General features: G+C 61.6%; 12 protein-coding genes and 2 riboswitches. Of the genes, 7 read left to right on the top strand and 5 right to left on the bottom strand.

All coding sequences use genetic code 11. From position 1 onward, the window contains the following. Positions 1-56 precede the first annotated feature (56 nt). The gene (locus tag J5M56_RS04025; RefSeq protein WP_207869854.1) at positions 57-2258 is read left to right on the top strand and encodes an LTA synthase family protein; all 2202 of its coding nucleotides are present in this window, start codon (positions 57-59) and stop codon (positions 2256-2258) included. Here the strand turns inward: J5M56_RS04025 and J5M56_RS04020 are convergent, their stop codons facing one another. After that, complete coding sequence (locus J5M56_RS04020; protein WP_207869852.1) at positions 2259-3584, bottom strand: sigma-54 dependent transcriptional regulator; 1326 nt, start codon at positions 3582-3584, stop codon at positions 2259-2261. It lies immediately after the preceding gene. Between the two features lie 340 nt (positions 3585-3924). Here J5M56_RS04020 and J5M56_RS04015 point away from each other — a divergent pair, with 340 nt between their 5' ends. Continuing rightward, the gene (locus tag J5M56_RS04015) at positions 3925-4191 is read left to right on the top strand and encodes a hypothetical protein (protein ID WP_060477304.1); all 267 of its coding nucleotides are present in this window, start codon (positions 3925-3927) and stop codon (positions 4189-4191) included. Positions 4192-4296: 105 nt separating this feature from the next. Here J5M56_RS04015 and J5M56_RS04010 read toward each other — a convergent pair whose 3' ends face one another. The 4 genes from J5M56_RS04010 to cobW are packed head-to-tail and all read right to left on the bottom strand — an operon-like array spanning position 4297 to position 10806. Further along, on the bottom strand, positions 4297-4938 hold the full coding sequence (locus tag J5M56_RS04010; RefSeq protein WP_186477385.1) for a VWA domain-containing protein: 642 nt from the start codon (positions 4936-4938) through the stop codon (positions 4297-4299). Between the two features lie 35 nt (positions 4939-4973). Further along, positions 4974-5972 carry an ATP-binding protein gene (locus J5M56_RS04005; RefSeq protein ID WP_186477324.1) on the bottom strand — a complete coding sequence of 333 codons (999 nt, stop codon included), beginning with the start codon at positions 5970-5972 and terminating at the stop codon, positions 4974-4976. Position 5973: 1 nt separating this feature from the next. Next, positions 5974-9735, bottom strand: a complete 3762-nt coding sequence (gene cobN / locus J5M56_RS04000; RefSeq protein ID WP_207869850.1) for a cobaltochelatase subunit CobN — start codon at positions 9733-9735, stop codon at positions 5974-5976. A 3-nt stretch (positions 9736-9738) separates the two neighbouring features. Continuing rightward, entirely contained in the window at positions 9739-10806 is a 1068-nt protein-coding gene (gene cobW / locus J5M56_RS03995; RefSeq protein ID WP_207869848.1) for a cobalamin biosynthesis protein CobW, read from the bottom strand. 100 nt (positions 10807-10906) lie between these two features. Beyond that, a riboswitch (cobalamin riboswitch) is annotated at positions 10907-11118 on the bottom strand. A gap of 464 nt (positions 11119-11582) precedes the next feature. Then, positions 11583-11805, top strand: a riboswitch (cobalamin riboswitch). Positions 11806-11906: 101 nt separating this feature from the next. Here cobW and J5M56_RS03990 point away from each other — a divergent pair. The 5 genes from J5M56_RS03990 to J5M56_RS03970 all read left to right on the top strand — a co-directional run bounded on the left by J5M56_RS03990 (position 11907) and on the right by J5M56_RS03970 (position 14288). Continuing rightward, positions 11907-12092, top strand: a complete 186-nt coding sequence (locus J5M56_RS03990; protein ID WP_207869846.1) for a CbtB domain-containing protein — start codon at positions 11907-11909, stop codon at positions 12090-12092. 7 nt (positions 12093-12099) lie between these two features. Then, entirely contained in the window at positions 12100-12792 is a 693-nt protein-coding gene (locus tag J5M56_RS03985) for a CbtA family protein (protein ID WP_186477328.1), read from the top strand. A gap of 17 nt (positions 12793-12809) precedes the next feature. Beyond that, a complete protein-coding gene (locus J5M56_RS03980; protein ID WP_186477386.1) occupies positions 12810-13202 on the top strand; it encodes a cobalamin biosynthesis protein in 393 nt (130 codons plus the stop codon). Positions 13203-13231: 29 nt separating this feature from the next. Beyond that, positions 13232-13984 carry a precorrin-4 C(11)-methyltransferase gene (gene cobM, locus J5M56_RS03975; RefSeq protein WP_186477329.1) on the top strand — a complete coding sequence of 251 codons (753 nt, stop codon included), beginning with the start codon at positions 13232-13234 and terminating at the stop codon, positions 13982-13984. A gap of 61 nt (positions 13985-14045) precedes the next feature. Continuing rightward, a complete protein-coding gene (locus J5M56_RS03970) occupies positions 14046-14288 on the top strand; it encodes a DUF1272 domain-containing protein (RefSeq protein ID WP_207869844.1) in 243 nt (80 codons plus the stop codon). Positions 14289-14297: the final 9 nt, after the last annotated feature.

Below are 14297 nucleotides of genomic sequence, written 5' to 3'. Positions count from 1 at the left end.
CCTGTTATCATCACGCACAAATACGTGACGATTTCATGTCAATAAGGAAAGTTTTCGTGAAAAACCTGCAAGGCCCACCACGCACTCGGCTCGTCGCCCTGACCACACTGGTGCTGGTGATCCCATTGCTGATACGCGCTCTGCTGGGCTGGTCGAGCGTGTATGGCTTCCTCTCGGACTTGGCGCTGGGCAGTGCGCTGGTGTTGCTACTGCATCGCCGCCGATGGTGGCTCGCGCTGCCGGTTCTGTTGGCATGGTGCGCACTGTGGGTGGCTTCTTCCGAGCTGGTCAGCGCTGTTGGCAGGCTGCCGACCACTGCTGACTTGGGTTATCTGTTCGATCCGCAGTTCATGGAAAACTCCACGGGTAGCGGTCTGGCCCATTCCTGGGTTGCCGTGTTACTGGCCGGTGGCCTGCTGCTCTGGCTGGCGAGTGTCTGGCACAGCCGTGGGCAACCGAGCAGCAACCTGCCGCGACGGGCTTGGGCCATCCCTGCACTGCTGTTCGCCATTCATTGGGCTGGCGAACGCATGGTGCCCAGCGATGCCGACCAGTGGCGCCAATACAACCTGCCTCATCAACTGCTATCGGCCGCCGCCGGCAACCTGCAGCGACATGCCGAGCGCTGGGCAGGCAACGCCCCAAGCGTTACACCGCTACCCAGCGCCGGGCTAACCGAACACGACTTGAGTGGGCAGAAACTGCTGGCAACGCCTGGGCAGGCCCGCAACCTTTTAGTCATCACGCTCGAAGGCATCCCCGGCGCGTATGTGCGTCCCAACCGCCAGGCGCTGCACAGTCGGTTCGACCACGACTTGATGCCCAAGCTCAGCCAGTGGGCCGAACGCGGCATGAACACCCCAGACTACGTGCTGCACTCGCACCAGACCATTCGCGGCCTGTATGCAATGTTATGCGGCGACTACGACAAACTGGCCAATGGCACACCCAAAGGTGTCGAGCTGCTTACCCTGCATCAGCGCAACCAGGCCTGCCTGCCTGCGCAGCTGCGTCAGGCCGGTTTCACTACCCACTACTTGCAGGGCGCAGGCCTGCGCTTCATGGCCAAGGACCGCATCATGCCGCATATCGGCTTCGATGCGGTGCATGGGGTGGAGTGGTTCAGCAACAAGAATTACCTGAAATTCCTCTGGGGCAAGGATGACCGAGCCTTCTTCGAAGGCGCCCTGGATTATGTGGGCCAGCTGCGTCAACAGGCCCGCCCCTGGATGCTCACCCTGCTGACGGTGGGTACTCACCAGCCCTATTCAGCCCCTGATCACTACCTGCAGCGCTACCCTGACCCTAAACAAGCTGCTGTCGCTTACCTGGATGACGCGGTGGGGGCGTTTCTCGACAAGCTCGAGCAGCAGGGCGTACTCAAGGACACACTGGTGGTAGTGACCTCGGATGAATCCCACGGGATCGATGGCGTGCGCCTGGCTTCTTCGTGGGGCTTCAACCTGACCCTGGCCCCAGAGCAGTCGCTCTTGCCACCTATCAAGCGCGGGACCTATGGCCACATCGACTTGGCCACTTCATTGCTCGATTATTTTGCTCTGCCAATCCCCGTTGCACTTGGCGGGCGCTCGTTGTTCCGCGACTACGACAGCGGTCGAGAGATGATTGCCTACACCAATGCCATGCTGCGCTATCACGATGGCAAGGGTGTGTTGACCGAGTGCGATTTTCAGCAGCGCTGCCGTCGTTACCAAAGCTCGGGCTTCATCTCTGATCAGGCCAAATACCTTGGGCTCGGCGACAGCACCCTCGGTGCACAGGTAAGTGCGCTGGCCGATGTGCTCGACCACTCGTTGTTGCAGACGCCGCAGAACCTTAGCTATCAATTCGGTGGCCCCACCGCCATCCAACTACAGGCGCACATTCCCAACGACTGGGCAGATAACCTGATCGGCGCTCAATATCTGGAAATGCCCGAGGGCTCGCATACCCGAGTAAAGGTCAAGGTACGCGCATTGGACCGGCAGCACGCGGCGTACATCCAACTCAAAGCCAAGGAACGGGAACAGGATGTGCAGCTGGGTTTGCCTGAGGCAATCGAGGTCACGGCCGACAAGCCGCTGGAGATCGAATTTGGCTTTGACAACCCAATCAAACGCAACGCGTTTTCCTTCCATTTGCTGGGTTATGGTGACGGCAAAGTCGAGGTGAGTGATTTCAGCGTGATCACCGCGTTACCTGGTGAGGAAGCAGCCCTGGAGGAAATGAACGACGGGCAGGTTGCGCAATCGAGCTGATCACCGAATCTGGTGCTTGTGCAGCAGCCGATAGAACGTTGGCCTTGATACTCCAAGCACCTTGGCAGCGATGCTCATGTTGTTGCTGTGCCGGTCCAAGACGTCGCACAGCGCTTGGCGCTCGGCCCGGTGCTTGTAATCCTCCAAGGTACCCAGAGGCTGGTCGTCATGCGTCAGGCCCTCCAGCCCCAGGTCCTGAGCCTCTATCTGGCGCCCTTCAGCCAGCACCAGCCCGCGCCTGACCCGGTTGGCGAGCTCGCGAACGTTCCCCGGCCAGGTGTGCCGCCCCATCGCTGCCAGGGCGTGATCGCTGAACGTCCGTGGCCTGCGGCCTGTTTCCAAACTGTAGAAATGCGAGAAATGGTTGGCCAGCATGGGCAAGTCACCATGCCGATCACGCAACGGAGCAGTCACCACCTGCAAGACATTGAGCCGGTAATAGAGGTCTTCACGAAAACGCCCCTGCTCAATGGCCTTTTCCAGGTCCACATGGGTTGCTGCCAACACGCGAACATCGACCGGTATTGGCTGACTGCCGCCCACACGCTCAATGTTCTTTTCCTGGAGAAAACGCAGCAAATTGGCCTGTAATTCCAAGGGAAGGTCGCCAATTTCGTCGAGGAACAACGTACCCCCGTGCGCCGCCTCGATACGCCCCACCTTGCGCTGGTGTGCACCTGTGAAAGCACCTTTTTCATGCCCGAACAGCTCGGACTGGATCAAATGCTCAGGGATCGCGCCGCAGTTGATGGCGATGAACGGCTTTTCGCAACGCTGGGATTGCCGGTGCAGTGTCCGCGCAACCAATTCTTTGCCTGTGCCGCTCTCGCCACGGATAAGCACCGGCGATTCGGTTGGTGCCAGTTTGCCGAGCAACTTGCGCAATTCCAGAATCGGGCGGCTGTCACCGAGCAGTTCATGCTCCAACGCATCCACCCTTGAAGTGCCTTGGCCGCGCAGACGCGCCATGCCGAACGCCCGGCCGAGCGTTACCAGCACGCGGGAGAAGTCAAAAGGCAAAGTATGAAAATCGAAGAACCATTCGCAGACGAAATCCCCAACGTTTGGCATGCGCAGCTGCTGGGCATCGAGCACGGCGATCCACTCGGTGTTGCTGCGTTTGATCATGTCCTTGACTGCGTCCGGATGCTGCAGGTGCGAGCCCTGAAGGCGCAGCAGGCCGATATCGCATCGGTGCTCGAGCGCCTGGTCCAGGCTGCAGGTGTGCACTACCCAACCGGCACTTTCCAGGGCTGGTAGCAAACGGTGGCAGTCGTCACAGGGGTCGACGATGAGCAGGCGACGAAGAGCGGCAGTCTCGTGCATGACCGTTCCTTGGCGCCAATTGTTGGTTTTATATGTGAAAACAGCAAGTTGCGGCGCCGATTTAACAGTAGCAACGAACCTGACAGTGCCAACGACCGTCTGTCTGCAGATTTGCACCACACCGGGTGGGTTCGGGAATTTTTCAAATTCATCAGCGTCACAGGCGGCGCAGGCAAGAAATTGCGCAGGACTCAAAAAAATTTACACCCCCTGTGTGACTCCACCCCCAACTTGGAGCATCAGTACAAATAACCCCGCACTGCGGATCGCGATAAACCGGTAGCGACGTAGCAGTCACGCGGCCCTATTTAGATGTTTGGGACCATAGAGAGACCGAACCATGAATGCCCCGCTCCGTGTCAACGAAGCACTGCTGATTGCCGACCATGCTTTCGAGCCCTTCCACTGTGTAGCCTGGGATGCGCCCAACGGAACCGGTGAGCTGAGCTTGGCGGTCATCGACCGCACCAGCACCCGAATTGGCAGTAAGCAAGTTCCATCGCGTATCTATTCTGACCCTGCACAATGGGCCAGCTTGATTGAGGAAGTGCGTGCAGAGCTGTCACAAAAAGGTTACGACCTGCAGCCTTGGTCGATGCCGAAGTAATTTCGCGGTTTGAGCACAAGTGTGTGCCCTGCACGCACTTGTCTAACTTCCCAACTGCCGTTCTGGCAACTTCCTTATTGCGACAAAGTGCCACACACGCGTCGATCACTTAACACTTACCAGCACCTTGAATTGCTCGATGTGCTGATAGTCGGCGTGAAGCTCCGTGGCCATCTGCCGCCCGCGGCCCACCCGCACAGGCGCCAATTCCATGTCCACCAACACAGTCGCGCACGGCATGGGTTGCAAGGTATTCCAGCGCTTGAGCCGGCCATCGGTAAGGATGATGCAACGCTGCAGTTCATGGCTATGGGCTTTTTGCCGGGCCTGCAGCCAGAGCCGACCTGTCTCCAAGGCTGCGATCAAAGGCGTGCCGCCTCCGGCGCCGAGGGCCTGCAACCATGGCTGCAGGCTCGCTGACGCCTTGAGGCCGTGACGCTGCCATTGCGCAGCCCCCCCACTGACAGTCAGTAGAGCCAGACGGGCACGTTGACGGTAAGCCTGGTCGAACAGTTCGGCCAGTAGGCCTTTGCCCTGCGCCAGGGCCTGATGACGCCGGGTCGATGCCGAGGCGTCGACGATCACTAACCACAACTCATTGGTGCGGCCCAGGCGCTGTTGCCAGACAATGTCCTGGCGTGAGGTGGGGCGCCCCCTAAGCAATGTTGGTAACCAAGCCACCCGACCTGACACGGCCTGTCGCGTTCGTTCGCCTCTAGCGCCTGAAAGTTTACCGGTGCCTGGCATGGCATCCGCCACTGCCACAGCAGGTTGGCGGATGCTTAGGGCTTTTTTGCCCAATTAGGTACCTCTCGCCGCGCTCCACTGCTCACAGGTTGCGCAGGCATCGCCCCCCAGTCCCCTTGACCACCCTCGCCGGCACTGTCACCGCCCGGCTGCGCCGCGCCTGAGGCCGCCGGCGCATCAGGCGGCGTGCGGCGCCGATGACGCAGAGCGAACTCGGCCACAGCGTCAATATCGGCTTGCTCGATCACCTGCCCACCGCGCCAGGCGCAATGGGCTCGGGCTGCACGCAGCCAGACCAGGTCGGCACGCAGGCCATCCACGCCAGCTGCAAAGCAGCGCTCGGTGATCCAGGCCAATGCCTGATCATCCAATGCGATCGCTGCCAGGGCCTGGCGCGCCACCTGGCAGCGACTGCGCAATTGACCTTGGGCGCTAGCCCATTGCTCGCAAAACGCCTGCGGGTCATTGTCGAAGGCCAGCCGCCGACGAATGATCTGTTGACGCTCTTGCGGCGCTGGCAGGCCTTGCAGCGCCACATTCAGCCCGAAGCGATCGAGCAATTGCGGGCGCAACTCCCCTTCCTCTGGGTTCATGGTCCCGATCAGCACGAAACGGGCACTGTGCCGGTGAGAGATCCCGTCGCGCTCGACGCGGTTGGTGCCACTGGCAGCCACATCCAGCAACAGGTCCACCAGGTTATCGGGCAGTAGGTTGACCTCATCGACATACAGCACACCACCATCGGCATGTGCCAGCACGCCGGGCGAGAACTGCGCCTGGCCTTGGCCAAGCGCAGCGTTGAGGTCCAGGGTACCGACCAGACGTTCTTCCGTCGCCCCAAGGGGCAAGGTGACAAACGGCCCTTCATCCAGCAGGTCGGCCAGGCCGCGGGCAAGCGTGCTTTTGGCCATACCGCGCGGCCCCTCGATAAGCACGCCGCCAATCTTGGGGTCGATAGCAGTCAGGCACAGGGCCAGCTTGAGCGCGTCGGCACCAACTACGGCTGCCAATGGAAATTGTTGGGGGTCACTCATTTCAAGCTTGTTCCTCGCCGTCGAGCAATTGCTCCTCAAGGGTCTCGCGATACTCACCTGGGTCTTGCCAAAGCCCGCGCTGCTGGGCTTCGAGCAAACGCTCGGTGAGGTCGCGCAGCGCCTCAGGGTTGTGCTCACGCATGAAATCGCGGGTCGCTGGGTCCAGCACGTAAGCATCGGCCAGCGACTGGTAATGATGGTCGTCGATCAGGTGGGTGGTGGCATCGAAGGCGAACAGATTGTCAACGGTCGCGGCCATTTCGAATGCCCCTTTGTAACCATGACGTTTGGCCCCGTCGATCCATTTCGGGTTCAGTGCACGGGCACGGATCACGCGGTTGAGTTCTTCCTTGAGGGTGCGAATGCGAGGGCGATCAACCTGGCTGTGATCACCGTGGTAGCTTGCGACTGTTGACCCAGCGAGGGTTTCCGAAGCAGCCAGCATGCCACCTTGGAATTGATAGTAATCGTTGGAGTCAAGCAGATCGTGTTCGTGGTTGTCCTGGTTCTGCAATACCGCCTGAACCTGGCTTAGGCGACGGGCGAACTCGGCACGCGCCGGTGTGCCCTCGTCACTGCCCCCGTATGCGTAGCCACCGTGATTGAGGTAAACCTCGGCGAGGTCCTCACGGCCGTGCCACAGGCGGCCATCGATGGCGTTCTGTACACCGGCACCATAGGCGCCTGGTTTGGCCCCGAACACGCGCCAACCCGCCTGGCGCGCTGCCTGCTCGGCATCTAGCCCCTGGGCCTGCAAGCTGGCGCGCTCGAGACGTACGCGGGCGGCCAACGGGTTCAGATCATCGGGTTCGTCCAATGCCGCCACTGCTTGCACTGCTGCATCGAAGAGCCGTATGAGGTTGCCAAAGGCATCGCGGAAAAAGCCTGAAACCCGCAGGGTAACGTCCACTCGTGGCCGGTCCAGTAGGCTTATCGGCAAAATTTCGAAGTCGTCCACGCGTTGACTGCCCGACGCCCAGACCGGGCGCACGCCCATCAAGGCCATGGCCTGGGCAATGTCGTCACCGCCTGTTCGCATGGTCGCCGTGCCCCACACCGATAACCCCAACTGGCGCAGATGATCGCCATGGTCCTGCAGGTGCCGCTCCAGGATCAGATTGGCCGACGCGAACCCCAGGCGCCAAGCTGTCGCGGTTGGCAGGTTGCGCACGTCGACCGTGTAGAAATTGCGGCCGGTGGGCAACACGTCCAAGCGGCCGCGGCTTGGCGCGCCGCTGGGGCCTGCAGGGACAAAGCGCCCGCTAAGTGCAGCCAGCAGGCCGTTCATCTCGGCCGCGCCACACCCATCGAGTTGCGGTGCGACCTGCGCCTGCAGGGTTGCAATCACCTGCTTCACGCTCTGCCACTGGTCCCCAGCGGGCAGTGCAACGCTGCCGTGCAGTGCCTGCTCGATGATCTGCAGGGCGAACAGCTCAAGGCGCTCACGGGTGTCGCCGCAGGTGCGCCACACGCCCTGGAGCAAAGCCTGCAGCGATGCCGGGCGTGGGCCGGACCAGGCTTGACCCAGGTCGCTGTCCAGAGGGTCGAAGCCCAACTCAAAAGCTTTGGCTAGCGCACGTAACAAACTGGCATTGCCGCCCCGGCCATCGCCACGCTCGACGCGCAACAGGGCCAGCAAGGTATCGATGCGCAGACGCGCCTGGGGCGACTGCCCGAAGATATGCAGGCCATTGCGAATCTGCGACTCCTTCAGGTCGCACAGGTAGGTATCCAGGCGCGGTAGCCACAGCGCGGCATCATCCAATTGGCCTTCGAGCTGCAACTCGCGGTCAATATGGTTGGCTTTGACCAATTCAAGAATGTCCCGCTGCAGTTCACGCGCCCGACGCGGGTCAAGCAATTGCGCTTCGTAGAACTCGTCCGCGAGCTGTTCCAGATGCCGAAGTGGGCCATAGGTTTCAGCACGGGTCAGCGGCGGCATCAGGTGATCGATGATCACCGCCTGCGTTCGACGCTTGGCCTGCGCACCCTCGCCCGGATCGTTGACGATGAACGGATAAATGTTCGGCAGCGGCCCGAGCAAGGCGTCTGGCCAACATTGGGCGGACAGGCCGACGCCCTTGCCTGGTAGCCATTCCAGGTTGCCATGCTTGCCGACATGGATGACCGCATCGGCGGCGAAGGCATGGCGCAACCAGAAGTGAAACGCCAGGTAACCGTGCGGTGGCACCAGGTCCGGGTCGTGGTAAACGGCGCTGGGGTCGACCTGGTAGCCGCGAGCAGGCTGAATGCCCACGAACGTCAGCCCGAAGCGCAAGCCGGCCACCATCAGGCGTCCGCCACGGTACATAGGGTCCTGCTCTGGTGTTCCCCAACGCTGCAGCACTGCTTGGCGGTTGGCCTCGGGCAGGCGCGCGAACGCCGCCTGGTAGTCCGCCAGGCTCAGGCTCTGGGCGCACGGGCGCTGGTCGATATGCTCAAGATCATTGGTCACCCCGCCGAGCAACTGATGAATCAGTTGCGTACCGCTGTCGGGCAGCGCTGCGACAGGGTAACCCCCGGCTTGCAGTGCTTTAAGGATGTTCAGGGCGGCTGCCGGGGTGTCCAGGCCGACGCCGTTGCCAATGCGGCCATCACGTGTAGGGTAATTGGCCAACACCAGGGCCACCCGCTTCTGCCCGTTGGGCAAGCGCGCCAGTTCTACCCAGCGGCGCGCCAGTTCGGCAACGAAGTCCATGCGCTCGGGGTGGGCACGGTAACAGACCACATCGGATTGACTGCGCTCACTGCGCCAGGCCATGTCCTTGAAACTCACAGGGCGCGTGATGATGCGCCCGTCCAGTTCCGGCAAAGCAATGTGCATGGCCAGGTCGCGGGCACCCAGCCCTTGCTCGCTGGCTTCCCAGCCAGGCTGGTTGTCCTGGGCGCAGATGGCTTGCAGCACCGGAATATCTCGACGTAACGGGCGCAGATTGGGGCGCTCCGGGCTGGACAGCGCAAAACCTGTGGTGTTGATCAACACCTCGGCGCCCACTTCGTCCAGCCAGGCTTCGACCTGCTCCAGGCAGGCACTGTCCTTCAGGCTGGCCACCGCGATGGGCAACGGATTGAGGCCTGCCGCCTGCAAACGTTCGCAGAACACGTCGATGAATGCGGTATTGGCAGCTTGCAGGTGCGAGCGATAGAACAACAATGGGGCCACCGGGTAGTCCGTGGCCCAGTGGCTGTACCAGTCTTCCAGCCGGGCATTTGGTTTGCCTGGGTGATACACCGAAGTGCGCGGCAAAGGCTGGGGTTCGTCCCATGAATAATCGCGCCCCAGCCACTGGCTGGCCAAGCAGTGGAACAAGTTAACCGCATTGCTTTTGCCGCCTTGACGCAAATAGTGCCACAGGCGCTCTGCCGCCTCGCCGGTGACCGTACCCAGGCCAGTCAACTCTGGGTCCGGGCGATCATCGCCAGGCACCAGAATCAATTGCACGCCGCGCGAGGCAAGTTCCACCAACTGCTCTACACCATAGCGCCAGTAACCGACGCCTCCGTGCAGCGATACCAGAATCAGCTTGGCATGGCGCAGCACCCGATCCACATACAGGTCGACCGAAGCATGGTTCTGCACCTGCATCGGATTGGCCAGACGCATGCTGGGGAAATCGTCAGGGAGCTGCTCAGCGGTTTCGGCAAGCAATGCCAAGTGCGAATCACCGCTACAGAGAATCACCAGCTCAGCGGGCGTCTGGCCGAGATCGGCTATGCTGTCGTCCGGTACGAAACCACCGGGCTGGGTCCGCAGCAGATGCATGGGTCAGGCGCCCAGCGCCTTGCGCAGGCGAGCTTCAAGCTGCCCAGCGTCGAGGTCCTGACCGATCAATACCAAACGCGTGATGCGGGGCTCGTCGGCGCGCCAGGCACGGTCGAAATGTTTGTCGAAGCGTGTACCGACCCCTTGCACCAGCAGGCGCATTGGCTTGCCAGGGATGGCCGCGAAGCCTTTGGCACGCAGGATGCCGAACTCGACTACCAGTTGGGTCAAGGCATCGATAAGCAAGCTTTCGTCCGCCTCGGGCAGGTCGATGGAGATCGAATCGAAAGCGTCGTGATCGTGGTCATCATGGTCGTCGCCGTCATGGTGCGAATCGTGATGCGTGCGGCGGCCATCGATATGCACTTCTGACTGCGCACCGATGCCCAGCAACACGTCCAGCGGCAGGCGGCCGCTGCTGGCCTCGATGACCTTGACCGCTGGCGGCAGCTCCTCGGCCACTTCGGCACGGACCTTGGCCAGGCCTTGGGCATCGATCAGGTCGGCTTTGTTGAGCACCACCAGATCAGCGCTGGCCAACTGGTCGGCGAACAATTCGTGCAGGGGCGACTCATGATCGAGGTTGGGGTCGAGCTTGCGTTGCGCATCGACTTGTTCTGGGTAAGCAGCGAAGGTGCCAGCGGCCACGGCTGGGCTATCGACCACAGTGATGACCGCGTCGACGGTGCAGGCATTGCGAATTTCTGGCCACTGGAAGGCTTGTACCAACGGCTTTGGCAGGGCCAGGCCGCTGGTTTCGATGAGGATGTGATCAAGGTCGCCGCGGCGTGCCACGAGCTCACGCATGACGGGGAAGAATTCTTCTTGGACCGTGCAGCACAGGCAGCCGTTTGCAAGCTCATAAACGCGGCCGCTGGCTTCTTCTTCGGTGCAACCGATACTGCACTGTTTGAGGATTTCGCCGTCGATGCCCAGCTCACCGAACTCGTTGACGATGACCGCGATGCGGCGGCCTTGGGCGTTATCGAGCATGTGGCGCAGCAGCGTGGTTTTGCCCGAGCCGAGGAAGCCTGTAACGATAGTGACGGGGAGCTTGGCCAGTGTTTTCATGTCGTGTTGCCCTTGGCAGGTTAGCGCGGGCACACGGGACGATAGCCGCAGGCCAGGCTGGCCGGGCTCGTTCGCCACCGGATCACCCCGCCCGGTTGAAAGTCGAAATCATGAACGAGGCAGGTCTCCTGGCTTGCACCGTACCATTGCCGTGCGAACGGCTTAGTGGCGGATGGACGCCTTCCCGCGCGTTGGCGCAGTGGCTGTGTCGATCCATTGTCGGTGCCTACAGTTGCGGGGGCAGCCGCGGCTTCAACCGCGTTCCCGTCTTAGCTTCGGCCTGGCCGAAGAACCTCGAAGCAGCAAGGCTACGCGGGGGGTGGCAGGTGGTCAACTATCGTCCACGCTCCTGCATAGGCATTTGGCCTTGTTTTGCCCTGCTGTTGCATTGCTTTTGCCCTCCTCTGCTTTTGCTTTTGCTTTTGCTTTTGAGCGCGCGGTAGTTCAGCAAACGCCGAATGCGACTTCAGGAGGCCTCACTCCGGCCTTGCTCCCGGGAGGACCGCGCTGCAGGCCCCATCCTGGGGCCCAGCGCTTGACGGGCATCCATGCCCGTCACCTCCCTCCGCAAGTCCTGCGCTCGGCCTCCTGAAGTCGCAATCTGTGTCGCCTGAACTACCGTGCGCTTAGAAGCAAAAGCCAAGAGCAAGAGCAAGAGCAAGAGCAAGAGCAAGAGCAAGAGCAAGAGCAAGAGCAAGAGCAAGAATTGCAGGAGTTGAAGCGAGCGCAAGCGCAAGCCGGTTTATTGGATTTGACGCCACCACCGCCCCGTGCTCTCCTTATGCATTGCGTCAGGTGCCCCCTTGGGGTGAAACGGGAAATCGGTGCGTCTCAGGCCCTCGCCAGGGCCAGGCAAACCCGATGCTGCCCCCGCAACGGTAAGCGAGCGAAGCATCAAGACCACTGTGCCAGTGCGTAGTGCATGGGAAGGTGATGCTTTTCAAGGAGCCATGCTCCTCCTCGCAAGCCCGGAGACCGGCCTGGCGTTCATGAACACCCCGCGGTGGGCGGGCGCTGTCGCATCCCCCTGGTTGTCTGGCAATCGGGGCTGCCGCGCTCGTGCCCATTGCACTGACAAAAGCAAAGCAGAGGATCGCATCATGCCAGTCACCAGCGCCAATCACAGCCTCGCTACACAGGTTTCCCTCAGCCAACGCATGGCCATCGCTATAGGCGCCAGCCTTCTAGGTCTGTGCCTAGTGTATTTTGCCGGCTTCTCGCACATAGAGGCCGTGCACAACGCCGCACACGACACCCGCCACAGCGCCGCCTTCCCTTGCCACTGAGGCCATCATGATCAAGCGTATCGCCAGCACCGCCGGGTTCAGCGGCCTGCTCGCAGCCTTGCTGCTGACAGTGCTGCAAAGCTTCTGGGTCGCACCACTGATCCTCCAAGCGGAAACCTATGAAACTGCCGCCCCTAGCGCCGAGCACCATAGCCATGACGCAGAGGCGAACGCCGGGCACAGCCACAGTGAAGAAGCCTGGTCGCCAGAAGATGGTTGGCAGCGCATCCTCTCCACGACGGGCGGCAACCTGGTGGTTGCGGTCGGCTTCGCACTGATCCTCGCCGCCCTTTACAGCCTGCGCGAACCAGGCCGCACCAGCACTGGGGCGCTCTGGGGGTTGGCCGGTTTTGCCGTGTTCTGCCTGGCCCCCACCCTGGGCTTGCCGCCAGAATTACCCGGCACCGCCGCTGCGGATCTGGGTCAGCGCCAGAGCTGGTGGATCGGCACGGCCGCCGCCACCGCCACCGGCCTGGCACTGCTGGTATTCGCCCGCCATGGCCTGCTCAAGGCGCTAGGTGCCGTCTTGCTGGTAGTGCCCCATGTGATCGGGGCACCACAGCCCGACGTTCACGAGAGCCTGGCGCCGCAAGCCCTGGAAACTCAGTTCAAGATCGCCTCCTGGCTGACCAACGCAGCGTTCTGGATAGCGCTGGGTTTACTCAGTGCCTGGCTCTATCGCCGCGCCAGCCACGCTTGATGAGCACGCACTTACTAATGCCGGCACTTTATGCCGGCATTGGTTGCCGCCGAGGCTGCCCAGTGCAAGCGCTCGATCAACTGTTGCATGAAGTGCTAGCCCTTCATGGGCTGCAGCCCAAAGCGCTGCGCGGCATTGCCAGCATCGCCAGTAAAGCCGACGAGCCTGGCCTGCAACAACTCGCCACGCGTTACCACCTGCCACTGGTACTTTTCGAGGCCGACCAGCTGCACGCATTTCAAGCACAACTCAGTCACCGGTCTGCGGTCGCCTTCGCCCAAACAGGTTGCTGGGGCGTGGCCGAAAGTGCCGCGCTGGCCTTGGCTAGCCTCGGGCACGCACACGCGAACCTGCGTGTTACCCGCCAGGTACTTGGCCCAGCTACCCTGGCGCTGGCCTGCGGGGAATAATTGCATCTTTCACCCATCAAGGATTTGCCATGACGGTCTACTTCATTGGTGCTGGCCCCGGCGACCCGGAACTGATCACGGTCAAAGGCCAGCGTCTGATTCGTCAATGCCCGGTAATCATCTACGCCGGCTCGTTGGTGCCTGCCGCCGTGCTGCAGGGCCACCAGGCTGAAACAGTCATCAATAGTGCCGAACTGCATTTGGAGCAGATCATCGATGTCATCCGTGCCGCCCATGCCAAAGGCCTGGATGTAGCCCGTGTGCACAGTGGCGACCCCAGCTTGTATGGAGCCATCGGCGAACAGATCCGCCGCCTACGCGAGCTGGGCATCGACTACCAGATCATACCGGGCGTCACGGCCACCGCGGCAAGCGCAGCGCTGCTTGGCTGTGAACTTACCCTGCCTGAGGTTTCGCAGACGGTCATCCTGACCCGTTACGGCGACAGCTCGCCCATGCCCGAAGGCGAACAACTAGCAGACCTGGCTAGACACGGCAGCACCCTGGTCATCCACCTTGGGGTCAAGAACCTGCCACGCATCGTCGATGAACTGCTGCCCCACTACGGGCCTGACTGCCCTGTGGCAGTGGTCCATCGAGCCACCTGGCCTGACCAGGACTGGGTACAGGGCACCCTGACGGACATTGCAGAACAGGTCGCCAGAAAAGGATTCCGTCGCACTGCACTGATCCTCGTCGGCCACGTACTGGGAGACGCGCCATTTAGCGAATCGGCGCTATACCGTGCCAGCCACGCCCACCTGTACAGAGCTGGCGAATAGCGTTGCAAGGGCAAAGTCGGTCGGCGCAGACTGCCTGGTGCACCCCACCCGGAGGATAACCATGCTGGAGCTACGCCCCAACTGCGAGTGCTGTGATGCCGATCTGCCAGGCGATAGCCCCGACGCGCTGATCTGCTCGTTCGAATGTACGTTCTGCCTCCCCTGCGCAACCCATCGTTTGCAGGGACGCTGCCCGAACTGCGGCGGCCAGTTGCTGCCCCGCCCGACCAGGGTTGGGGCTGCACTGAACAATAACCCCGCCTCGACACAGCGTGTTCTGAAGCCCCACCCAAACTGCGCCTGATCTGCCCCT

Source organism: Pseudomonas sp. 51_B (assembly GCF_017491595.1).
GTDB lineage: Bacteria > Pseudomonadota > Gammaproteobacteria > Pseudomonadales > Pseudomonadaceae > Aquipseudomonas > Aquipseudomonas promysalinigenes.
This window is presented reverse-complemented; position numbering and strand designations above follow the sequence as displayed.